Here is a 19,112-nt window from a genome sequence, read left to right as displayed (position 1 = left end):
GGGGGCTCCTTCAAAGGTGCTGACGGGGGTTACGCGGTCCAGTCGAGGATCACTTTTCCGCCCTTGCCGCTGGCCGCGTCCTCGAAGGCCGCCTCGTAGTCGCGGTAGTCGTACCGGCCGGTGATCACGGGGGCGAGGTCGAGGCCGCCCTCCAGGAGGACCGACATGGCGTACCAGGTCTCGAACATCTCCCGGCCGTAGATGCCCTTGATGGTGATCATCGAGGTGACGATCCGGGACCAGTCCACCGGGAACTCCTGCGACGGCAGGCCCAGCATGGCGATACGGCCGCCGTGCGTCATGTTGGCGATCATGTCGCGCATGGCCTCGGGGCGGCCGGACATCTCCAGGCCGATGTCGAAGCCCTCACGCAGGCCCAGCTCCCGCTGACCGTCCGCGATGGTGGAGCGCGAGACGTTCAGTGCCAGGCTCACTCCTATCTTGCGGGCCAGCTCCAGGCGCTCCTCGCTGACGTCGGTGACGACGACGTTGCGGGCGCCCGCGTGCCGGGCGACGGCCGCGGCCATCAGGCCGATCGGGCCCGCGCCGGTGATCAGCACGTCCTCGCCGACCAGCGGGAAGGACAGCGCGGTGTGCACGGCGTTGCCGAACGGGTCGAACACGGCGGCGATGTCGAGGTCCACGGGAACCCGGTGCACCCAGACGTTGGACGCGGGCAGCGCTACGTACTCGGCGAACGCGCCGTCGCGGCCCACGCCCAGGCCGATGGTGGAGCGGCACAGGTGGCGGCGGCCGGCGAGGCAGTTGCGGCACTTGCCGCACACCAGGTGGCCCTCGCCGCTGACCCGGTCGCCCACCCGGATGTCGGTGACGTCGCGGCCGGTGGACACGACCTGGCCGACGAACTCGTGGCCGACGATCAGCGGGGTGCGGATGGCCTGCTGCGCCCAGCCGTCCCAGGCTCGGATGTGGAGGTCGGTGCCGCAGATGCCGGTCCGCATGACCTTGATGAGCACGTCACCGGGACCCACTTCGGGCTCGGGCACGTCCATGAGCCGGAGACCGGGCTCCGCCTTCTCCTTGACCAGCGCCTTCAACGCTACGGCTCCTGTGGGTGAGGCCCGGTCGTACGGGCTCGCCGAGGCGTCCGCACCGGGTCCGAGGGGTGGAATCACCCCGCAATCTGCCGTATGCGCCGACCGGAATCCATCGAGCTTTTCTTAACCGGCGCCACAGGTTTCCTTCACACCTCGGGGGCGCCGGCTCAACTCCGGTCGTATTTCCGTTCGTTCAGATGGGCAGACCGTCGTCGGCGGCCCGTTCGATGCGTACGGCGAGTTCGGCGGCCATCCCCTTGATGGCCTCAAGCCCGGCCCTGCCCCAGGTGCGCGGCTCTGTGTCGGCGGCGCACACGGTGCCGAGCACCATGCCGGAGCTGTCGATGAGTGGTGCGCCCATATAGGAACGAATGCCGAGGTCGTCGACGATGGGGTTGCCCGCGAAGCGGGGGTAGTCGCGGACGTCCTCCAGCACCAGTGCCTTGTGGCGGACCACCACATGTGGGCAGAACCCATGTTCGCGGGGCAGCACCCGGCCGGCCCCGTCCTCGCGCGTGAGCGGGCCGGCGGGCGGGGCACTCAGGCCCGCGAAGAACTGGTGCTGCTCACCGACGAAATTGACCATGGCGTACGGCGCGCCGGTGACCTGGGCGAGGTGGTCGGCGAAGGCGTCGAGCGCGGGTTCGGCGCGCTCCCCCAGGCCGAGGCGGCGCAGCCGGGAGGCGCGGGCCGGGGCCTCCTTGTCCTCCGGGGTGAGCAGCAGCCCCCGGACGCGGCGGACCGGCTCGTACATCATGACCGCGCTCCCTGGACGGGGGCTCCGTGGACGGGGGCTCCCTGCACGGGGGCGGGCGCCGGGACGTGGGCGAGGAGATGGCGGACGAGGGTGAGCAGGGTCTGCACGCCGGAGCTGGAGATACGGGCGTCGCAGGGGACGACCGGCACGGCGGGGCTCAGGTCGAGGGCGGCGCGCACCTCGTCGGGGTCGTAGCGGAAGGCGCCGTCGAACTCGTTGACGGCCACGATGAAGGCGACGCCGCGTTCCTCGAAGAAGTCGACGGCGGCGAAGCACTCCTCCAGGCGGCGGGTGTCGGCCAGGATGACCGCGCCGAGGGCGCCCTCGGACAGCTCGTCCCACATGAACCAGAACCGTTCCTGGCCGGGCGTGCCGAACAGGTAGAGGACGTGCCGGGGGTCGAGCGTGATCCGGCCGAAGTCCATGGCGACGGTCGTCTCGACCTTGTTCTCGACGCCGTCCAGGTTGTCGGTGGCCGCGCCGACCGTGGTGAGCAGCTCCTCCGTGCTGAGCGGCGCGATCTCGCTGACCGCGCCCACGAAGGTCGTCTTGCCCACCCCGAACCCGCCCGCCACCAGGATCTTGAGCGCGGTGGGGAACGGGTCGGAGCTGTACGGGTCAGAGCTGTCGTCGTAGTCCATCGAGCACTGCCTCCAGCAGAGACCGGTCAGTGGGGTTGTGGCGGAACACGGGGGGCTTGGTGGTCAGCGCCCCGCAGTCGACGAGGTCCGAGAGCAGCACTTTGGTGACCACGGCGGGCAGCCTGAGGTACGCGGCCACCTCGGCCACCGAGACGGGCGCGCGGGAAAGGTCGAGCGCCTGCGCGTGCTCGGGGCCGAGATGGCCGAGCGGGGGGACGCCGGTGGCCATCACCTGGGAGATCAGGTCCAGCGCGACGCTGGGTTCGGTACGGCCGTTGCTGACCGTGAACGGCCGCACCAGCCGCCCTGCCGCGTCGTCGAGCCAGGGCCCGTCGCCCACGGCGGCCACGCTCACGTCCTCATCGCCGTGGGGTCGGCGGCGGGCTGCCGGGGCGCGGTGACGAGGTACGGGCGGACGCTCTTGACCAGCATCGCCATCTCGTAGCCGAGCACGGCGGCGTCGGCTTCCCGCCCGGCGAGCACGGCGAGGCAGGTGCCGGAACCGGCGGTGGTGACGAACAGCAGCGTGGAGTCGAGTTCGACCACGACCTGGCGCACCTCCCCGCCGTCCCCGAACCGGACACCCGCGCTGCGGCCGAGCGAGTACAGGCCGGAGGCGAGCGCGGCCATGTGGTCGGCGCTGTCCGGGTCCAGCCCGTGCACGGACTTCACCAGCCCGTCGCAGGACAGCAGCACCGCGCTGCCGGTGTGCGGGACGCGCTGCACGAGGCCGCTCAGCAGCCAGTCGAGGTCGGATGCGTGGGCGGTCGGCGCATCGCTCGCCATGGTGGATCGACTCCTTGGGGTACGGGGGGCTGCGGGAGCGGTGGGGGTATTGGGGGCGGCGTGGGTTGTGGGGACGGTGGGGGTGTGCGTCATGCGGGGGGCGCGCTCCTGTCGAGGGGGGCGGGGGGCATGTGGTCCGGCTCCATGGGGTCCGCCGCCGTGGGGTGGGGCGCTGTGGGGGGAGGCGTTGGGTGGTCCGCCGCCATGTGGGGCGACGCCATGTCGGGCGACGCCGTGGGGTTTGGCTCCCTGTGGTCGGGCTCCGTGTGGGGCGACGCCATGTGGGGCGATGCCATGTGGGGCGACACCATGTGGGGCGACGCCATGGGGTTTGGCTCCCTGTGGTTCGGCTCCACGCGGGGCGACACCATGGGGTCCTGTTCCCCGTGGTTCGGCTCCATGTGGGGCGACGCCATGGGGTCTGACTCCATGTGGTTCGAGTCCATGTGGACCGACACCATGGGGTCCGGCTGCCTGTGGTTCGGCTCCAGAGGGGGCGCTACGGGATGGTCGGACTCCCTGGGGGTGGGGGCCGTGTGCTCCGGCTCCATGTGCCCAACGCCCACGCGTCCGGGCCCCATGTGGCCAACCTCCGTGGGGCCAGCCTCCATAGGTGCGCCATACATAAGTGCCCCCTCCATAGGCTCAGCCCCCATGTGCGCCGAAGCCATGTCGTCGACGCCCATGTGCGGGCCCTCCGCCCGGGTGCGCTCCCCGTACGCCGTCTCCGCGAGCGCCCCCTCACCCGTAGGCGCCGGCTCCCCGAACCCCTCCCCCGCGGCCTCCAGGCTCTGCTGGGACTCCGCGAGCCCGATGCCGCGCTGGAAGGCGGCCATCAGATTGGGGTCGTGGCCCACGACAACATCGTTGTCCTGACGCGGTGCGGGCCCGCCCCGGAGCTGCGGAACGATGTGCTCCTGGGCGCGACGACGGGGCAGGGAGGGCCTCTCCGTACCCGAGGGCGCCGTACCGGCTCGCGGCGTCGGCAGCACGCCCGCGTTGGCCTCCACCACGGCCCGCTCCCCGACGCTGATACCGGGCACCGCCTCGGCGGGGTTGGCCCGCTGCTCCTGCGCCCCGCGCCTCGGCAACGGAGGCGGCGCGGCAGCCCCCGTATCGGCACCCGCGTCCCCGCTCCCCCGCCGAGCGACCTGCCGATGCCGCCCGGTGGCCGGAGCGACGGGAGCGACAGCGGGAGCAGGAGCAGGAGCGCCTGGCGTACTCGAAGCGCCGACTTCCACCGCCCCACCCACCTCGGTCCCCGGCCCGGCAACCTCCTGAGCCGGCCCGGCCCCCGCCCCCTCAAGCCCCGGCACAACCCCCGCCGAAGCCCCCAACAACCCCTGCGGCACCACCAGTACCGCCTGCACGCCCCCATAGATGTTGGTCTGGAGACGTACCGAGATCCCGTGCCGCCGGGCCAGTTGAGAGACCACGTACAGACCGATGCGGCCGTCGGCCAGCAGGCTGGCGACGTTGACCTGGTCGGGGTCGGCGAGGAGGGCGTTCATCCGGTGCTGTTCCTCGACCGGCATCCCGAGCCCCCGGTCCTCGACCTCGATGGCGAGCCCGGAGGTCACCAGGTTGGCGCGGAGCAGGACTTGGGTCTGCGGGGCGGAGAACACCGTGGCGTTCTCGACCAGTTCGGCGAGGAGATGGATGACGTCGGCGACGGCGTGCCCGCGCAGTTCGCCCTCGACCGGCGGAACGAGCTTGACCCGTGAGTACTGTTCGACCTCGGCGATGGCGGAACGCAGCACCTCGGTCATGTCGACGGGGTTGCTCCACTGCCGCCGGGAGACGGCGCCGCCGAGCACGGCGAGGTTCTCGGCGTGGCGGCGGATGCGGGTGGCGAGGTGGTCGACGTGGAAGAGCCCCTTGAGCAGGTCGGGGTCCTCGATCTCGTTCTCCAGCTCGTCCAGGATGGAGATCTCCCGGTGCACCAGTGACTGGAGGCGCCGGGCGAGGTTGACGAAGACCTCGAGTTTCTGCTCGCTGGCGGCCTGGCTGGAGAGCTGGGCCGCGCGGACGACGGCGGTGACGGCGCCGTCGTGCGCGCGGGCCAGGTCGGCGGCGAGGAGTTCGAAGTCGTCGGCGTCCTCGGGCGGCCGGCGGCGGGGTTTGCCGCGGGGCGGCGGTTCGCCCCGGCGCAGCGCGTCGACCAGGGCGCGCAGGTCGGCCTCGCCGCGGGCGGCGTTGCGGCGGAGCGCCCCGACGCGGTCGCCTACGGAGCGGGCGGCGCGGTCGGCGGCCACGGCGGCGATGGCGACGGCGGCCCCGGCGACCACGACGGTGAGGGCGAGCACCGCCCAGAGGGCGAGGCCGGTGTGCGCGCCGCTGGAGCGGACGGTGAACACGACGGCCGCGGCGGCGGCGAGGGCGACCGCGACGGGCGGGAGCACGGCGAGCCGCATGAGCTGGGGCCGAATGAGGGTCTCGGGCAGTGCGGGAGCGGGTCGGGCGACCGGTCTCCCGTGTCGGCCGCCCTCTCGGCGGTCGGCACGGGCGGCCGGTGCGCGGAGGTGAGACATCTGCGTCCTCGTACTGGTCCGTCGGGCCTGGCGTCGGAAAGAAAAAGGGGAAAGGGAAAGGGCCCTGAGTTGTCCGACGGGAATTCACGGTAGTTGCCTGTGCGGTAGGTGCGGCGGGCAGTTGACAAAGTCTCCCGGCCCGCGTCCCGCTCTGGTATGAGGCGTCGTACGTTCGATCGATAAAGCCGGTGAATTTCCGCGTCAGAGAGAAAAGAAAACGATCCGCCTTGATCAGAAGAAAACATTCTCCGTGATCCATACGTGATCAACACCCCGTACGCTCCCGCCTGGTCGGTGTGCACGAGCGCGCGCCACAACCGCGGGGGACGGAACATGACTTGGGGACGTGCGGCGATACCGGCGCTGGTCGGCGGGCTGCTGCTCACGGCGTTGCTGTGGTGGGCGGGGGCGAGCGCGGACGCGCTGCGTCTCCAGGGGAGCACCGATCTGCTGGGCGGCGAGGCGGTGTCCGATCTGCAGCAGTGGCTCGCCCCGTGGGCGTACGACCCGCCGCAGCCCGGGCAGTTCGCGCCGGACGGCGACGGCACGCGCTACCTCGATCTGTTCCACACCGCGCGGCAGATCCGGTTCGGGGCGCTCTTCGCGTTCTTCACCGTCGGCGCGCTGTTCCTGATGCGGTGGCTGCCGCCGGTGGCGGGACGGGCGGCCGCCGCGCTGCTCACGTTGTGGGCCTGGGCGCAGGTGTCCGCCATGCTCGCGGTGACGGTGTCGGCACCGTGGCAGATCGCCGCGTACGGGCACGGCAGTTATCGCTTCCTGCCCAATCTGGCGGGCGCGATGGCCGGGGGACGCCAACTCGCGGTGCTGGTCGGACTGGTCACGGCGGCCGCGACGGTGCTGGTGGGGAGGGCCACCGCCAAGGGCGCGGGCCCGCTGCCCCGGCGGGAGGTTCCGGCGCGGGCGGCGCGGCTGGCGGCCACGGCCGGTACGGCGGTGATCGCGCTGTCGCTGCTGGTGCTGTCGTACCAGCGGGTCGCCGCCGCGATCCAGACGGCCCCCTATGGCGGTGGGTTCTTCTCCGAGCCGGGTGATCTGCTGCGCGAGCTGCTCCTGCTCGGCGCCTGGTCGGGCCCGGCGGGCACGCCGGTCGGCGACTGGTTGCTCGCCCGGCTGTCCGACGTGCTGGTGCTGGTGGTGGTGTGGTGGGCGCTCCGGCTGCTGCCCGGGCTGCTCACCCGGGCCACGGTCCCGGCGATGGCGCTCGGCGCGGTGTGCGCCACCGTCCTCGGGCTGGTGGCCGGGCAACTGCTGCGGGTGGCGACGGTCGGGGGCGGCATGAAGTGGGGCCTGCGGTACATCGTCGGCAACCTGGGCGCGGGCCTCTCCGCCGCGCTGGTCTGGGGGCTGATCGCGGGCGCGGTCGCCGCCGTGACGCTGCGGCTGACGACCGGCCCCGCACCCGTCGAGAACTAGAGACTGGGAGGACTCGAAACTCGGAGGACCGAAACTCGCAGGACCGAGACTCAGAGGAGGGTCAGGACCACCGCGAGCGTCGAGTCGTACTTCTGCTGGCGTCCCGCGACCGATTCGAGGACCTGCTGGGCGCTCTCCCACTGCTCGGGCTGCGCCTTGGCGTAGTCGCGCCAGCCGACGACGACCAGGAGGCGGCCCGGCACCTCGGGGCCCCAGCCGATGTCGCCGCAGGCGTCCTGGAACGCCTGCCAGTTGCGTCCGGCGAACTCGGGCAGGTCGAGGGCCTTGGTGGCACGGTCCATGAATCCGGCCTGGTCGGTGACGCCGGCGAGGTCGAGCGGGATGACCTTCCAGCCGGCCTTCTGGACGACCTCGGCGAGGGTGGCTGCGGGCATGTCGGCACCGCCTTCGGGGTCCGGGGACTGCGTCGGTCCACCCATCATGCCCCGGCCGGTGCGGGTCCGCAGTTCTGCCCGGCGGGGCCTGGACGGCCGCCACGGTAGAATTTCCCCTTTGTGTCCCGGAGCCGTACCGGGCGCGCCCGAGCCCGACAGGTACCCCGCGTCTTGACCACGTCCGCACCCGCACTCCGTTTCCGCCGTCCGTCCTGGCTGTCCGATCCGAGGGTGCTGCGTACCGAGGTGCTGGGCGGGCTGGTGGTCGCCCTGGCGCTGATCCCGGAGGCGATCTCGTTCTCGGTGATCGCGGGGGTGGACCCGGCCATCGGGCTCTTCGCGTCCTTCACCATGGCGGTGACCATCGCGTTCGTGGGCGGGCGTCCGGCGATGATCTCCGCCGCGACCGGCGCGGTGGCCCTGGTGATCGCCCCGATGAACCGGGAGCACGGCTTCGGGTATCTGATCGCCACGGTGATCCTGGCGGGCGTCTTCCAGATCGTGCTGGGTGCGCTGGGAGTGGCGCGGCTGCTGCGGTTCGTGCCGCGCAGTGTGATGGTCGGCTTCGTGAACGCGCTGGCGGTACTGATCTTCCTCACCCAGCTCAAGGAGCTGACCGGGGGGCCGTGGCCGGTGTATCCGCTGTTCGCGGCCGGGGTGGCGCTGCTGGCGCTCTTCCCGAGGATCACGCGGGCGGTACCGGCGCCGCTGGTGTCGATCGTGGCGCTGACCGCGGTGACCGTGGCGGCGGGCATCGCGGTGCCGACCGTCGGCGACCGGGGCGCGCTGCCCTCGGCGCTGCCGGTGCCAGGGCTGCCGGATGTGCCGTTCACCTTGGACACGCTGACCACGATCGCGCCGTACGCGCTGGCCATGGCGCTGGTCGGGCTGATGGAGTCGCTGATGACGGCGCGGCTGGTGGACGACATCACCGACACCCGCTCCTCCAAGACCCGCGAGTCGGTCGGGCAGGGCGTCGCCAACATCGTGACCGGATTTCTCGGCGGCATGGGCGGCTGCGCGATGATCGGCCAGACCATGATCAACGTACGGGTGTCGGGCGCCCGTACCCGGCTGTCGACGTTCCTCGCCGGGGTGTTCCTGATGGTGCTGTGCGTCGTCTTCGGTCCCGCGGTGTCGAAGATCCCGATGGCCGCGCTGGTGGCCGTGATGGTGATGGTGTCGGTGGCCACCTTCGACTGGCACTCGATCGCCCCGCGCACGCTGCGGCGGATGCCGGCCGGGGAGATCGCGGTCATGGTGCTCACGGTGGTGGTCGTGGTGGCTACCCAGAACCTGGCGATCGGTGTGGTGGTCGGCTCGCTGGTCGCCCTTACGGTGTTCGCCCGCCGGGTCGCCCGGTCCGCCGAGGTCACCTCGGTGCTGGACCCGGACGGCTCGACGGTGGTGTACCGGGTGACCGGCAACCTGTTCTTCGCCTCGGCGGACGGCCTGGCGCACCGTTTCGCCTACGCCACCGACCCCGGCCGGGTGGTGATCGACCTGTCCGTCGCCCATGTGTGGGACGCCTCGTCCGTCGCCGCGCTGGACGCCGTGGAGGCGCGGTACGCCGAGCGCGGCACGTCGGTGGAGATCACCGGCCTGAACGAGCGCAGCGCCCGCCTGCACGGCACGCTGTCCGGCGAGCTGGCGGGCAAGGGCTGAGCCCACACGGACCCACACGGACCCACCCGGGCCCACCCGGCCCCGTGGGGACCCGTGGGGCCCGTCACCCGGTCGCGGCCAGCAGGGTGCGGCCGCCGAGGGCGACGGAGAACTGGTCGGTGATCTGGGCCAGCGCCTCGGCGGTGCCGGGGGCGACGGTCAGGGTGCCGTCCTCGCGCACCACTATGTCCTTGTCGAGGGTGAACCAGCCCTGGACTATATGGGCCGCGCCCATGGAGCTGAGCACCGGGCGCAGGGCGTAGTCAATGGCGAGGACATGGGCGGTGGTGCCGCCGGTGGCGAGCGGCAGCACGGTCTTGCCGGTGAGCGCGTACTGCGGGAGCAGGTCGAGGAAGGACTTGAGCAGCCCGGAGTACGCGGCCTTGTAGACGGGGGTGCCGATCACGACGCCGTCGGCCCGGTCGACCAGTTCGGCGGCGGCCGCGATCGCCGGGTGCCTGACATCGGCGCCGAGCAGCGCCTCGGCGGGCAGCCCGCGCACGTCCAGCGGGACCACCTGGTGCCCCTGGCGGCTGAGCCGCTCGTCCAGGTGGCGCAGCAGACGGCCGGTGCGGGAGGTGGCGGAGGGGCTGCCGGAGATGGACAGGACGGTTGCCATGGGGGGACCTTTCGAGCGGGGTTCGGTGGGCGGGGACGGGACTCCCCCTACGCCTGCTGCCACAGGGGGGTGGGCGCCTCCGTCCGCACCACGGGTGCGATCTCCTCGGCGAACCAGCGGAGTTGGTCGATCTGCCGGGGCAGCAAGAGGCCGGAGCCGTCGACGGTGACGGACTGGAGGTCGTGCCGGTAGGCCGCGTGGAAGCCGAGGATCTTGTCGATGACCTGCTGCGGGCTGCCGATGAGGTGCGGCCCGTCCGCGATGGCCTCCTCCACGGTGCGGAACGGCGTGTTGTAGCCCGGCTTGCCGGCCAGGTGCGGCTTGTACGACTGGCGGACGCGGGCCTCGTAGAAGTCCTTGAACTCGGCGACGGCCTGCTGGCTGGTGCGGGCGATGAACAGGCCGCCGGAGCCCGCGCCGACGTAGGCGCCGGCCGGGTCGTGGCCGTGGGCGGCGAAGCGTTCCCGGTAGTGGTCGATGAGCCGGGTGTACGCCTCGCGGGGCTGGATGGCGTTGGCGCTGAACAGCGGGTCGCCGTGCCGGGCGGCCAGTTCGGGTGAGTTGAGGCTGGTGGCCGAGCCGTGCCAGACGCGGGGCGGGCGGCCCTCGTAGGGGCGGGGCAGGGTGGTGACCCCGGTCAGGGGCGGGCGGAACTTGCCCTGCCAGGTGACGTCCTCCTCGCGCCAGAGCCTGCGCAGCAGCTCGTACTTCTCGGCCTGGTAGTCCCACTGGAGGCCCTCGTCCAGGCCGAACAGGTCGAAGTGGCCGGCCTCGGCGCCCTTGCCGATGACGAGTTCGAGGCGGCCTCGGGAGAGCTGGTGGAGGGTGGCGTAGTCCTCGGCGACGCGTACGGGGTCGAGGATGGCGAGGACGGTGACGCCGGTGAGCAGCCGGATGCGGGAGGTGCGGGCGGCGAGCGCGCCGAGCAGCACGGTGGGGCTGGAGGAGAGGAAGGGCCCGGCGTGCCGCTCCCCGATCGCGTACGCGTCGAAGCCCAGCTCCTCGGCGGCGACCCCGGTCTCCACGATCTCGGTCAACCGGTCGGCGGCGGCCACCTGTTCGCCGGTGAGGGGGTGCGGGGCGTGGCCGCCGATGGTGAGGACCTGGAACCTCATGCGGACTCCTCCTGGCGCGGTGCGGGGCGGCCGAGGCCGAGGTGGCCGCGCAGGGTGCGCCCCTGGTACTCGGTGCGCAGGACGCCGCGTTCCTGGAGCAGCGGGACGACCCGGTCGACGAACTCGTCCAGACCGCCGGGGGTGAGGTGGGGCACGAGGATGAAGCCGTCGGCCGCGTCGGTCTGGACGTGTTCGTCCATGGCGGAGGCGACCGAGCCGGGGGTGCCGATGAAGGACTGGCGGGCGGTGAGTTCGATGGCCAGCTCGCGGATGGAGAGGTGCTTCTCCTCGGCGAGGGCCCGCCAGCGGGCGGCGATGCCGAAGCGGTCGGCCATGTGTGCCCAGCCCTGGGCGAGTTCGCCGTCGGGCACCGGTTCGACGTCCGGGAGCGGGCCGTCGGGGTCGTAGCCGGTGAGGTCGCGGCCCCAGACGTTCTCCAGCGTGGCGATGGCGGTCTGCGGGCTGACCTGCTGCCGCCGGATGTGCGCGGCGCGTTCCTGCGCGTCGGCCTCGCTGTCACCGAGGACGACGGTCGCGGCGGGCAGGATCTTGAGCTGGTCCGGGGTGCGTCCGTAGCGGGCCAGGCGGCCCTTGACGTCGGCGTGGAAGGCGCGGCCGGCCTCCAGGGTGCCGTGCCTGCTGAAGACGATGTCGGCGGTGCGCGCGGCGAACTCCCGCCCCTCGTCGGAGTCCCCGGCCTGGATGAGGACGGGGTGCCCCTGGGGCGAGGCGGGCAGTGTGGCACGGGCGGTGATGTCGAACTGGGGGCCGCTGTGCCGGACGGTGCGCGGGGTGCCACCGGTGGGCCAGGAGTCCCACAGGGCGCGGGCCACCTCCACGAACTCTTCGGCGCGGGTGTAGCGGTCGGCGCGGTCGAGGTAGCCGCCGCGCCGGAAGTTCTCGCCGGTGAACGCGTCGGAGGAGGTGACGATGTTCCAGGCGGCCCGGCCCCCGGAGAGGTGGTCCAACGAGGCGAATCTGCGGGCGAGTTCGTACGGTTCGTTGAAGGTGGCGTTGACGGTGGCGGCGAGTCCGAGGTGCTCGGTGACGGCGGCGAGCGCGTTCAGCACGGTCAGCGATTCGGGGCGGCCCACCACGTCCAGGTCGTGGATGCGGCCCTTGCGTTCGCGCAGCCGCAGCCCCTCGGCGAGGAAGAAGAAGTCGAACCGGCCGCGCTCGGCGGTTCGGGCCAGGTGCTGGAAGGAGGAGAAGTCGATCTGGCTGCGGGACTCGGGGTCGCGCCACACGGTGGTGCTGTTGACGCCGGGGAAGTGCGCGGCCAGGTGGATCTGCTTGCGTCCGGCGGGAGTTGAGGCACTCACAGGGCGGCCTCCGCAGGTACGGCGTAGCGGCTCGCGGGGCGGGCCAGGCCGAGGTGGTCGCGCAGGGTGCGGCCGGTGTGGGTGCCGCGGAAGAGGCCGCGGGCGCGCAGCGCGGGTACGACGTCGTGGATCACGGCGGGCAGTTCCTCCGTGGGGTGGGTGAGAGCGAGGTGGAAGCCGTCCGTACCGGCTTCGGTGTGCCAGTCGGCAAGCAGATCGGCGAGCCGGTCCGGGCCTTCGGTGACGCGTATCAGCACCCGCAGGTCGTCGCGGCCGGCCCGGCTCAGCAGCTCTGCGTGGGCCTCGCGGGCGGCGGCCGGACTGGCCGCGTCCAGCAGCACGATCTCGGCGTGACGAACGGCCAACTCCCAGCGCGCGTTACGGACTTGAGCGTCGAGCGCGACGGCGATCGGTGGCCGCCCCTGTGGTGGCCGGGGCACGATGGACGGTCCCCGTACCGAGAAGTGGGGCCCGTCGAAGTCGGCGTAGTGCAGCTTGTCGCGGTCGATGAAGCGGCCGGTGCCGGCGTCCCGTATCTCGGCGTCGTCCTCCCAACTGTCCCAGAGCCGGGCGGCGACCTCGGCGGCGTCGGCGGCCTCCGCCCACAGCTCGGCGTCGGGTGCGGGATCACGGCGGCCGACGGCGCGGGCCGCTTCCTCGGTGGTGGAGACGTCGGCCAGCCAGCCCGCCCGGCCCTCGCTGACGAAGTCCAGGGTGGCGAGGGCGCTGGAGGTGTGGAAGGGCTCGGTGTGGGTGGTGGTGACCGTGGGGACCAGGCCGATGCGGCTGGTGCGGGCGGCGGCGTGGGCCAGCACGGCGACGGCGTCGAGGCGGCCGTCCCCGTCGGCGGGGTCCAGGGAGTCGTCGAGGGTGACGAAGTCGAGGGCGCCGAGTTCGGCGAGCTGGGCCAGGCCGGTCCAGTGGGCGGCGGGGCGGGGCCCGGCGCTGCCGAGGGCGACGGAGAGATGGAGTTCGCGGGTCATGCTGTCCTCCTCGCCTACTTCCCGGCCTTGGGCAGGCCGGGCGGGTTGATCTCGGACTTGGTCACGGCCTCGTCGGACAGCCCCCAGCGCTTGAGCACCTTGGCGTAAGTGCCGTTCTCGATCACGTGGTTGAGGGCGTCGGCGAGCGGCTTGGCGAGGCCGCTGTCCTTCTTTGTGGTGGCCGCGATCAGGCCCTGAAGGGTGGCGCCGGCGCCGGAGTAGGTGCCGACGACCTCGGTCTGGCCGGTGGTCGCCGCGTGGTAGGCGGCGGTCGGGTTGGGGCCGACGTAGACGTCGATGCGGCCGGAGCGGAGGGCGAGGTAGGTGTCGCTCTCGTCCAGGTAGTACTTGATGTGGATGGGCTCGCGGCCCGCCTTCTCGTTCTCCTTGCTCCACTCGACCAGGAGTTTCTCCTGGTTGGTGCCGCTGGAGACGGCGACGTTGCGCCCGGCGAGGTCGGCGGGGCCGGTGACCTTCAGGCCGCTGCCCTTCTTCGCCGCGAACCCGAGGTTGTCCTCGCGGTAGGTGGCGAAGTCGTACTTCTCCTTGCGCTCCTCGGTGACCGTGATGTTGCTGAAGCCCACGTCGTACTTGGCGCTGTCGAGGCCGACGAAGATGTTCTCCCAGGAGACGGTGTTGAGGTGCGGCTTGAGGCCGAGCACCCCGGCGACGAGGTACGCGAGGTCGGGCTCGACGCCGATGACGGTCTTGTTGTCCGTGGCGTGGAAGCCCAGTGGCGCGGCCGAGTTGGAGGAGTCGACGATCTCCAGCGTGCCTCTCTTCCGGACCTTCTCCGGGACCTCGGCGGCGATGGAGGCGACCCGGTCCGTGGTGATCCGGTGCTGGTCGGGGCTGAGGTTGATCTTCGTGGTGGTGCCCTTGCCGGCCGCTACCTCGGCCGTGCCGCCGTCGGTGGGGTTGGCGCAGGCGGCCAGGACGAGGGCGGAGGCGAGGCCGAGTGCGGGGACGGCGATACGGCGGGCGGTGGTGGACACGCGGAAGTCTCCTTGTTGTGCGGGCGAGTTGGGGAGGTCAGAGGACCTTGGCGAGGAAGGCGCGGGTGCGTTCGCGCTGGGGGTCGTCCAGCACGGCGGACGGCGGGCCCTGTTCGACCACCGTGCCCTCGTCCATGAAGACCACGGTGTCGGCGACCTCGCGGGCGAAGCCGATCTCGTGGGTGACGACGATCATGGTGGTACCGGTGCGGGCCAGGTCCTTGATGACGTCCAGGACCTCGCCCACCAGCTCGGGGTCGAGCGCGGAGGTGGGTTCGTCGAAGAGGAGCACCTTCGGCTCCAGGGCGAGCGCACGGGCGATGGCGACGCGCTGCTGCTGGCCGCCGGAGAGCTGGCGCGGGTAGGCGTCGGCCTTGTCGGCGAGGCCCACCCGGTCCAGCAGGCGGCGCGCGGTCGCCTCGGCCTCCTTCCTGGGGCGGCGCAGCGCGGAGACGGGGGCTTCGAGGAGGTTGTCCAGCACGGTGAGGTGCGGGAACAGGTTGAAGTTCTGGAAGACGAACCCGATGTGGGTGCGCTGTTTGAGGACGTCCCGTTCCTTCAGTTCGTGCAGCTTGTTCCCGGCGCGGCGGTAGCCGATGAGTTCGCCGTCGATACTGATCCAGCCGCTGTCGACCTTCTCCAGGTGGTTGATGGTGCGCAGCAGGGTGGACTTGCCGGAGCCGGAGGGGCCGAGGATCACGGTGACCTCGCCCGCCCGTACGGTCAGGTCGACGCCGCGCAGGACTTCCAGCGGGCCGAAGCTCTTGTGGACGCTCCGTACGTCCACCATGACGTCGTTCATCGGCTCTCTCCCCGGAGGTGAAGTGCGGTGACGGGTGCCTCGCGCCGGGCGGCGGCCGCGCGCAGGTCGCGCAGGAAGCGGCGGGCCCGCTGGAGCGGGGTGGGCGGCGGGGTGCGGTCGGCGCCGCGGGCGTAGCGGCGCTCCACGTAGTACTGGGCGACCGACAGCAGCGAGGTCAGCAGGACGTACCAGGCGGTGGCGACGAGCAGCAGCGGGATGACCCGGCCGTTGCGGCCGTAGACGACCTGGACCTGGTAGAACAGCTCGCCGATGGCCATCACGTAGACCACCGAGGTGCCCTTGAGCAGGCCGATGATCTCGTTGCCGGCGGTGGGCAGGATGGCGCGCATCGCCTGGGGCAGCACGATCCGGCGGATCTGCCGGAGCCGGGGTATGCCGAGCGCGGCGGCGGCCTCGCGCTGCCCGGAGTCGACGGAGAGGACTCCGCCCCGGACGATCTCGGCGGCGTAGGCGGCCTGGTGGAGGGTGAGGCCGATGACGGCGGCGCCGATGGTGCCGATCAGGCTGTCGCTGTCGACGGACCAGAAGACGGGCCCGAAGGGGACGCCGACGCCGAGGCGTTCGTACAGGGCGCTCAGGTTGAACCAGAACACGAGCTGCACGATCATCGGGATGGACCGGAACACCCAGATGTAGGTCCAGGCGACGGTCTGGAGCACCGGGCTGTGCGAGAGCCGCATGAAGGCGAGCACGGTGCCGAGGAGGAAGCCCAAGACGGTCGCGTAGGCGGTGAGTTGGAGGGTGACCCAGACGGCCTGGACGATCGTCTCGGACAGCACGTAGTCGCCGAAGACCCGCCATTCCCATACCGGGTTGGTGGCGAGTCCGTGCGTGAACTGGGCGACCAGCACGATCACGGCGGCGGCGCCGGCCCAGCGGGCGGGGTGCCGGGCGGGGACGATCTTGAGGGCGGCCGGGTCCACGGCGGCGGGCGGCACGCGGGGCGCGGCCGGGGCGGTGTCGGGGGCGGCGGTGGTCATGGTGGGTTCCGTCGCTTCTCAGGCGTGCTCGGGCGGGCTGATCCGCGAGCTGTCGATGGCGGAGCCGGTGGTGCCCCACTTCTTGAGGATGCGGTCGTAAGTACCGTTCTCGATCAGCTCGTTGACGGCCGCCTGGAACGCCTTGGTCAGCTTGGAGCCCTTCTTGAAGGCGAAGCCGACGTCGAGGCGGTGGTACTCGCCGAGGAACGCGGTGTGCGCGGCGGGCTGGGCGGCCTGGTAGCGCAGTCCGTTGATGGTCGACATGACCACGTCGATACGGCCCTGCTGGAGCGCGGTGATCGTCGCCCCGTTCTCCGCGTACACCTTCACCTCGTACGGCTTCTTGCCGGCCTCGGCGCACACGCCCTTCTGTGCGGCGAGGGTGGCCTCGAAGGTGGTGCCGGCGTTGATGCCGACGGTGCGGCCGCAGAGCTGGGTCAGATCGGTGATCTTTTTTCCGAAGGAGGTGTCGCCCTGTTTCACGGCGAAGCCCTGGCCGTCGTCGATGTAGGTGACGAAGTCGATGGTCTTCAGCCGCTCGGTGGTGACGCCGAAGTTGCCGGTGCCCACGTCGTATTTGCCGCTGCCGAGGGCGGGGAGGATGGTCTCGAAGGAGGCGTCCTGGCGTTGCAGCCTGATCCCGAGCACCTTGGCGACCGCCGAGGCGATGTCGATGTCCTGGCCCTGGGGGGTGCGGGAGCCGTTCGGGTAGTACGCGGAGGGTGGCGCGTCGACCGAGCTGCCGATGCGCAGGGTGCCCGCGGCGCGTACGTCGGCGGGCAGCAGGGCGGCGGCGGAGTCGACCTTGTGGACGGCGGCCACGGGGTCGGCGGTCGGCGCGGGCGAGCCGCCCGCGGCGGTGGCCTCGGCGGGGTCGCCGGAGCCGCACCCGGTCAGGGCCAGCAGGGGCAGGAGCGCGGCTGCGGCCAGGAGGGGGCGCGTGCGGCCGGGGATGCCGGGGAGCTTCACTGGGCGGTGGCCTTTCCGGTGCGGAGGTCTGTCCCGAGGCCGGAGGGTCTCGGCAGGTGCTTCTCGAAGGGCAGCGGGCCGATGGACTCCGGGTCGGCCTCGGTGTCGAACAGCGGGCGGTAACCGGTGTTGAGGTACAGCGCGCGGGCCTCGGGCTGGCGGGGTCCGGTGGTGAGGTAGATCCGCCGGTAGCCGCGGGCGCGCGCCTCGCGTTCCAGTTCGGCGACGACCTCGCGGGCCAGGCCCCGGCGGCGGTGGCCGGAGTGGGTCCAGATCCGCTTCAGCTCGGCTGTGGCCTCGTCGTACCGGCGGAAGGCGCCGCCCGCGACGGGTTCGCCGCCCTCCAGGATCAGCAGGAGGACACCGCCGTGCGGCGCGGTGAACTCCTCGTCGGGGTAGCGGGCGAGTTCGGCGTGCGCGTCCTTGCCGTAGCGGGCGGAGTATTCCTCGCCGAGTTCGCGCAGCAGGGGCCGTACGCGCGGGTCGGAGACGGGTACGTGGACGACGGACCGTGCGGAGAGGGCGGGCAGGGTCACTCGCCCACCGCCGTGAGCGGGCCGGTGCCGGCCGCGCGGGCGGCGTCCCGCTTGGCGACCTCCTCGCGGACGATCGGGATGACGTGGCGGCCGAAGTCGATGGCGTCGCCGAGCAGGTCGTAGCCGCGCGCGGAGAGGATGTCGACGCCGAGGTCGTAGTAGTCGAGCAGGGCCGCCGCGACCGTCTCGGGGGTGCCGACCAGGGCGTTGGAGTTGCCCGCGCCGCCGGTGGCGGCGGCGGTCGGGGTCCACAGGGCGCGGTCGTAGCGCTCGCCCGCCTCGGCGATGGCGATCAGGCGCTGCGAGCCGGCGTTCTCGGGCGCTCCGCTGCGGTGGTGGCGGACGAGGCCCGCCTCGCGGCGCTGCTTGATCGCGCCGACCGTGCGGTGCGCCTTCTCCCAGGCCAGCTCCTCGGTGGGGGCGATGATCGGGCGGAAGGCGACCTGGATGCGGGGGAGGTCGGTGCGGCCGGCGTCGCGGGCGGCGGCCTTGACCTTCTCGATCTGCGCGGCGGTCTCGGCCAGCGGCTCGCCCCACAGGCAGTAGATGTCGGCCTCGGCGCCTCCGGCGGCGTACGCGGCGGCCGAGGACCCGCCGAACGAGACGCCGGGGCGCGGCTGTTGGACGGGGAAGACATCGCTGACGAAGTCGTGGAAGCGATAGTGCTCGCCCTCGTGGTCGAACGCCTCGTGGGTGGTCCAGATCTTCTTGACGATGCCGATGTACTCGCGGGTGCGGGAGTAGCGCTCGTCCTTGGTGAGGGTGTCGCCCTCACGGCCCTGCTCGTGGTCGTTGCCGCCGGTGATGAAGTGGACGGTGAGCCTGCCGTCGCTGATCTGGTCGAGAGTGGCGAAGGTCTTGGCGGCGAAGGTGGGGTACGAGACGTTGGGCCGGTGGGCCAGCAGGAGCTGGAGCCGCTCGGTGCGGGCGGCGATGTACGCGGCGGCGGGCGCGGGGTCCGGGGAGCCGGAGCCGTAGGCGAACAGCACCCGGTCCCAGCCGTGGTCCTCGTGGGCCCGGGCGAGGCGGAGGGTGTAGTCCTTGTCGAAGGCCGCGCCCGAGCGCGGGGTGGTTTCGGAGCCGTCGTTGGTCGCGGCTATGCCGAGGAACTCCACGGGCATGAGTGAGCCTTTCCGGCGGAGGAAACGGAAACGCAGGCGTGCAGGACTGAACGGTCATGCGCGCTAAGCAAATTGATGAAGCGTCAGAACATTTCCGGCAGAAATGGGGTGACGTGGGAAACGCGGCGTGACGACGACGGGCGTCGGGTGGAACGGTGCGGCGGCAGCGCGCGGAGGGGGTGGGCATCGGCCCGCGCCGGGGGTTGCGCCGGCGGAGGGAAAGGGCCGGTCAGACGGCCCGCTGCCGAGTCAGGCGCAACACGAGGACGACCACACTCGACCGAAGTCGATGTGATCGCGCGTGACCAAGCGCTGCTGGGCATCCATGCGGTCAATTGAGCAGCGCATCTCGCTTTTCGTCAACCCATGACCGCATGTCGGA

The 19,112-nt window shown here is 71.9% G+C and carries 19 protein-coding genes; 2 read left to right on the top strand and 17 right to left on the bottom strand.

Annotation, left to right across the window (positions count from 1 at the left end; all coding sequences use genetic code 11):
• Positions 1-29 precede the first annotated feature (29 nt).
• From tdh to ACZ3HQ_RS04900, 6 genes are all read right to left on the bottom strand, one after another.
• Complete coding sequence (tdh, locus tag ACZ3HQ_RS04925) at positions 30-1,058, bottom strand: L-threonine 3-dehydrogenase (protein WP_161200805.1); 1,029 nt, start codon at positions 1,056-1,058, stop codon at positions 30-32.
• Between the two features lie 193 nt (positions 1,059-1,251).
• The gene (locus ACZ3HQ_RS04920) at positions 1,252-1,815 is read right to left on the bottom strand and encodes a GAF domain-containing protein (protein WP_467508077.1); all 564 of its coding nucleotides are present in this window, start codon (positions 1,813-1,815) and stop codon (positions 1,252-1,254) included.
• A complete protein-coding gene (locus tag ACZ3HQ_RS04915; protein WP_467508076.1) occupies positions 1,812-2,456 on the bottom strand; it encodes a GTP-binding protein in 645 nt (214 codons plus the stop codon). The genes ACZ3HQ_RS04920 and ACZ3HQ_RS04915 overlap by 4 nt, the downstream gene beginning before the upstream one ends.
• Positions 2,434-2,805 (bottom strand): DUF742 domain-containing protein, encoded by a 372-nt coding sequence (locus ACZ3HQ_RS04910; protein WP_467508074.1) that lies wholly within the window; start codon positions 2,803-2,805, stop codon positions 2,434-2,436. Before ACZ3HQ_RS04910 ends, ACZ3HQ_RS04915 begins: the two co-directional genes overlap by 23 nt.
• A 2-nt stretch (positions 2,806-2,807) precedes the next feature.
• On the bottom strand, positions 2,808-3,242 hold the full coding sequence (locus tag ACZ3HQ_RS04905) for a roadblock/LC7 domain-containing protein (RefSeq protein ID WP_467508072.1): 435 nt from the start codon (positions 3,240-3,242) through the stop codon (positions 2,808-2,810).
• An 89-nt stretch (positions 3,243-3,331) separates the two neighbouring features.
• Positions 3,332-5,773 (bottom strand): sensor histidine kinase, encoded by a 2,442-nt coding sequence (locus ACZ3HQ_RS04900; protein ID WP_467508070.1) that lies wholly within the window; start codon positions 5,771-5,773, stop codon positions 3,332-3,334.
• A 333-nt stretch (positions 5,774-6,106) separates the two neighbouring features.
• Here ACZ3HQ_RS04900 and ACZ3HQ_RS04895 point away from each other — a divergent pair, with 333 nt between their 5' ends.
• Positions 6,107-7,207, top strand: a complete 1,101-nt coding sequence (locus tag ACZ3HQ_RS04895; RefSeq protein WP_467508068.1) for a hypothetical protein — start codon at positions 6,107-6,109, stop codon at positions 7,205-7,207.
• 50 nt (positions 7,208-7,257) lie between these two features.
• Here the strand turns inward: ACZ3HQ_RS04895 and ACZ3HQ_RS04890 are convergent, their stop codons facing one another.
• Positions 7,258-7,602, bottom strand: coding sequence for a barstar family protein (locus tag ACZ3HQ_RS04890; RefSeq protein ID WP_467508067.1), 345 nt, complete (start codon positions 7,600-7,602; stop codon positions 7,258-7,260).
• A gap of 171 nt (positions 7,603-7,773) precedes the next feature.
• Here ACZ3HQ_RS04890 and ACZ3HQ_RS04885 point away from each other — a divergent pair, with 171 nt between their 5' ends.
• Positions 7,774-9,267 (top strand): SulP family inorganic anion transporter, encoded by a 1,494-nt coding sequence (locus ACZ3HQ_RS04885; protein WP_467508065.1) that lies wholly within the window; start codon positions 7,774-7,776, stop codon positions 9,265-9,267.
• A gap of 64 nt (positions 9,268-9,331) precedes the next feature.
• On the opposite strand, the gene ssuE is transcribed toward ACZ3HQ_RS04885, so the two are convergent.
• From ssuE to ACZ3HQ_RS04835, 10 genes are read right to left on the bottom strand one after another with little or no spacing between them, the layout of a single operon-like run.
• The gene (gene ssuE, locus ACZ3HQ_RS04880) at positions 9,332-9,886 is read right to left on the bottom strand and encodes an NADPH-dependent FMN reductase (RefSeq protein ID WP_161146584.1); all 555 of its coding nucleotides are present in this window, start codon (positions 9,884-9,886) and stop codon (positions 9,332-9,334) included.
• A gap of 47 nt (positions 9,887-9,933) precedes the next feature.
• Positions 9,934-11,001: an LLM class flavin-dependent oxidoreductase gene (locus tag ACZ3HQ_RS04875; protein ID WP_467508063.1), complete on the bottom strand. Its 1,068-nt coding sequence runs from the start codon at positions 10,999-11,001 to the stop codon at positions 9,934-9,936.
• The gene (locus ACZ3HQ_RS04870; RefSeq protein ID WP_467508061.1) at positions 10,998-12,323 is read right to left on the bottom strand and encodes an NtaA/DmoA family FMN-dependent monooxygenase; all 1,326 of its coding nucleotides are present in this window, start codon (positions 12,321-12,323) and stop codon (positions 10,998-11,000) included. Before ACZ3HQ_RS04870 ends, ACZ3HQ_RS04875 begins: the two co-directional genes overlap by 4 nt.
• Positions 12,320-13,306, bottom strand: coding sequence for an LLM class flavin-dependent oxidoreductase (locus ACZ3HQ_RS04865; protein WP_467508059.1), 987 nt, complete (start codon positions 13,304-13,306; stop codon positions 12,320-12,322). Before ACZ3HQ_RS04865 ends, ACZ3HQ_RS04870 begins: the two co-directional genes overlap by 4 nt.
• Before the next feature lie 14 nt (positions 13,307-13,320).
• A complete protein-coding gene (locus ACZ3HQ_RS04860; protein ID WP_467508057.1) occupies positions 13,321-14,301 on the bottom strand; it encodes an ABC transporter substrate-binding protein in 981 nt (326 codons plus the stop codon).
• A gap of 37 nt (positions 14,302-14,338) precedes the next feature.
• Complete coding sequence (locus ACZ3HQ_RS04855) at positions 14,339-15,103, bottom strand: amino acid ABC transporter ATP-binding protein (protein WP_467508055.1); 765 nt, start codon at positions 15,101-15,103, stop codon at positions 14,339-14,341.
• On the bottom strand, positions 15,100-16,104 hold the full coding sequence (locus ACZ3HQ_RS04850; RefSeq protein WP_467508053.1) for an amino acid ABC transporter permease: 1,005 nt from the start codon (positions 16,102-16,104) through the stop codon (positions 15,100-15,102). Before ACZ3HQ_RS04850 ends, ACZ3HQ_RS04855 begins: the two co-directional genes overlap by 4 nt.
• Positions 16,105-16,122: 18 nt before the next feature.
• Positions 16,123-17,073 (bottom strand): ABC transporter substrate-binding protein, encoded by a 951-nt coding sequence (locus ACZ3HQ_RS04845; protein WP_467508051.1) that lies wholly within the window; start codon positions 17,071-17,073, stop codon positions 16,123-16,125.
• Complete coding sequence (locus ACZ3HQ_RS04840; protein WP_467508049.1) at positions 17,070-17,609, bottom strand: GNAT family N-acetyltransferase; 540 nt, start codon at positions 17,607-17,609, stop codon at positions 17,070-17,072. The genes ACZ3HQ_RS04845 and ACZ3HQ_RS04840 overlap by 4 nt, the downstream gene beginning before the upstream one ends.
• Complete coding sequence (locus ACZ3HQ_RS04835) at positions 17,606-18,730, bottom strand: LLM class flavin-dependent oxidoreductase (protein ID WP_467508048.1); 1,125 nt, start codon at positions 18,728-18,730, stop codon at positions 17,606-17,608. The genes ACZ3HQ_RS04840 and ACZ3HQ_RS04835 overlap by 4 nt, the downstream gene beginning before the upstream one ends.
• Positions 18,731-19,112: the final 382 nt, after the last annotated feature.

Source organism: Streptomyces sp. NPDC018263 (genome assembly GCF_055562575.1).
Note: the sequence above shows the minus strand (reverse complement) of the source record. Positions and strands in the feature narration are given on the sequence as shown.